Origin of the sequence: Dolichospermum circinale AWQC131C (assembly GCF_000426905.1) — a bacterium.
Classification (GTDB): Bacteria; Cyanobacteriota; Cyanobacteriia; order Cyanobacteriales; family Nostocaceae; genus Dolichospermum; species Dolichospermum circinale.
The window spans coordinates 4,253-7,429 of record NZ_KE384643.1 but is presented as its reverse complement, the minus strand read 5'-3'; the positions used below and the strand labels follow the sequence as shown (position 1 = coordinate 7,429).

1 protein-coding gene is annotated in these 3,177 nt (G+C 39.1%); it reads left to right on the top strand.

The genetic code is table 11. The features are described 5' to 3' along the window. On the top strand, positions 1-3,177 hold a 3,177-nt coding region (gene smc, locus ACIR131C_RS23370), incomplete at both ends, for a chromosome segregation protein SMC (RefSeq protein ID WP_231395501.1).

Below are 3,177 nucleotides of genomic sequence, written 5' to 3'. Positions count from 1 at the left end.
AAAATCCAAAATCCAAAATCCAAAATCCAAAATCAAGGGAGGACGGGGAGGAAGTAGCGGAAGAAAATCCAAAATCTAAAATCCAAAATCCAAAATCCTCTGACTGGAGTGTTACCCGTCGGTTGCGGGTGTCTCAACAGGGTGGTTATACGTCTAATTATTATATTAATGGTGTACCTTGTACTCTGACTGAGTTACATGAGGATTTGGAGAGATTGCGGATTTATCCTGAAGGTTATAATGTGGTTTTACAGGGTGATGTTACTAGTATTATCTCGATGAATGGCCGCGAACGTCGAGAAATTATTGATGAGTTGGCCGGAGTGGCAACTTATGATCGTAAGATTGTTCAAGCTAAGTCAACTTTGGATGAGGTGAAGGATCGGGAAGATAGTTGTCGTATTATTCAGAATGAATTAACTGTACAATGTGAGCGACTTTATCAAGATCAGGCTAAGGCTCAAAAGTATCAACAGCTACGGACGGAATTTCTGGAAAAGCAATCTTGGGAAGCAGTTCTATCTTGGCGTTCTCTGCAATTACAACAGGAAAAGCTGGTTTCACAGGTTGAAGAAAGCGATCGCAATTTCAGGGATTTTACTAATCAGTTAACAACAATTAATACCCAAATTGAAGAGAAAAATACTGAACTAGAACAACGCAATCTCCGGGTTAAGGCTTTGGGTGAGGAGGAACTTCTAGTAGTTCAATCTGAACTTGCTACTCAAGAAGCGGAACGCAAACAACTCCAACGACAACAAGGGGAATTGGAAGTATCTATCCAAGAATCTACAAAACGTTTAAATCAAACTTATCAGGAAATTCAACAATATCAACTCTCTTTAGAGGAGGCTAGGAAAAGTCATATTGTAGAGACGTTCCGTGAAACGTCCCTAAAATCAGAACGTGATACCGCTCAACAAAATTTAGAAAGTTCTCGTCAAGCTGCGGCGGAAGTTGCTAGTGCTTCGGAAGCTTGGGTACAACAACAAACCGAACTAAATCGGAATATAGAATCTTTACTACATATTCTTGAACCTCAACGCACGGAACAAGCTCAATTACAAGAACGCAATACTCAATTACAACTGCTGATTTCTGAACAATCTCAATTAATTGCAACTTTACAACCCGAATTAACTCAAAAACAAGTTGAATTTGCACAAGTCGAGACAGAATTTAATGCTGCTAGTTTACCTATTCAGAATTTAGCGGAAAATCTCACCGCCACAGAACAAGAGTTACAAATTCAACAAGATACTCAAAAGCGGCTTTTACAAGAACAACGGGAGAAACAACGTCAGTTAGATAAATTAGAAGCACAGACTCAAGCCCAACAAGAAATACAAGGAACACAAGCTAGTAAAGTAATTTTACAGTCAGAAATGCCCGGTTTGTGCGGTTTGGTAGTGCAGTTGGGGAAGGTTGAACCTAAGTATCAATTAGCATTGGAAACCGCTGCTGGTGGTCGGTTGGGGTATATTGTTGTGGAAGATGATAGTGTAGCCTCTGCGGGAATTGAACTCTTAAAACAAAAAAAGGCAGGAAGGGCAACTTTTTTACCTTTGAATAAAATTAAAGTCCCTAAATTTACTCAGGACGCAACTCTGCGTTTAGCTGATGGTTTCGTTAATTATGCCGTAAATTTGGTAGAATGCGATCGCCGTTATCTAGATGTTTTTACTTATGTTTTTGGTAATACGGTGATTTTTGCTAGTCTGGCTCAAGCGCGAAAAAATATCGGACTCTATCGCATTGTCACTTTACAAGGGGAATTATTAGAAACAAGTGGAGCAATGACGGGAGGTAGTAGTAGCCAGCGTTCCTCTTTGCGGTTTGAAAAAGGTGAAACTGGGGAAGGGGAAGAGGTCGGAAATTTAAAAACTCGCTTAATGGATATTGATCGGATTTTAGAACGTTGTGGAGAAGCTATTAATACTTTAGCAACTTCCATGAAAGCCCTGAGTCAAGAATTAACAGAAGCACGTCAAGCAAAGAGAGAACAACAATTATATTTAGAACAATTAAATAAAGAGATTAAGAATTTAACAAGCCAACTAGAAAATACTCGCAGTCAACTTTCCCAAAATACGGAAAAATTCACAACTGCACAATCCCGTTTAGAAATTTTAAATCGGGAATTACCAGCACAAGAAACTCAATTACAACAATTGAGACTGATATTAACTGATTTAGAATCTTCCCAAACTCCCAAAGAATGGCAACAAATCCAAAGTACCATGAAAATGCAAGAACAAGAATTGCAACAACGGGAAACAGCACTAAGGGATGGACAACAACAGTTAAAAAATCTAGAAAATCAACAACAGCGGTTACAAGAAAAAATAGAAGAATCCCAAGCGCGAGTTATTCAATATCAACAGGAAGAAACAACCAGTAAACAGCAAGCAGCAACAGTCAATAACCAAATTGAAGAATTAAATCATTTAATTGCTGTCAATGAGAGTAATTTGCAGAAATTGGCAGAAAATTTAGGAGAAGAGAAGAAAAATCGGGATCTGACAGAAACAGAATTGCGATCGCTCTTATTGCGTCAACAGCAATTACAATGGGAAATAGAGAAACTGGCACAAACCCAGGAAAAACGTCGAGAAGACCTAACAGCGCTACAAAACCAGTTAAGAGACTTAGGTGCAGAATTACCCAGTCCCCTGCCAGAAATTCCTGGTAAAGTTAACTTAGAAGACCTACAAAAAGAATTACGGAGTTTAAGCAAACGCTTACAGGCCATGGAACCTGTAAATATGTTAGCCTTGGAAGAATACGATAAAGTCAAAGGTCGTCTCCAAGAACTTACCGAAAAATTAGAGACTTTGGAAGGGGAACGAACAGAATTATTATTAAGAATTGAAAACTTTACCACGTTACGTCAAAAAGCATTTAAAGAAGCCTTCGACGCGGTAAACGAAAATTTTCAATCAATTTTCGCCATTTTATCAGATGGGGACGGTTATTTGCAACTAGATAATCCTGACGATCCCTTTAACAGTAGCTTAAACCTAGTCGCACACCCCAAAGGTAAACCCGTCCAACGTCTTGCTTCCATGTCTGGGGGGGAAAAGTCCTTAACTGCGTTGAGTTTTATATTCTCCCTCCAGCGTTATCGTCCCTCCCCATTTTACGCCTTTGATGAAGTGGATATGTTTTTAGATGGGT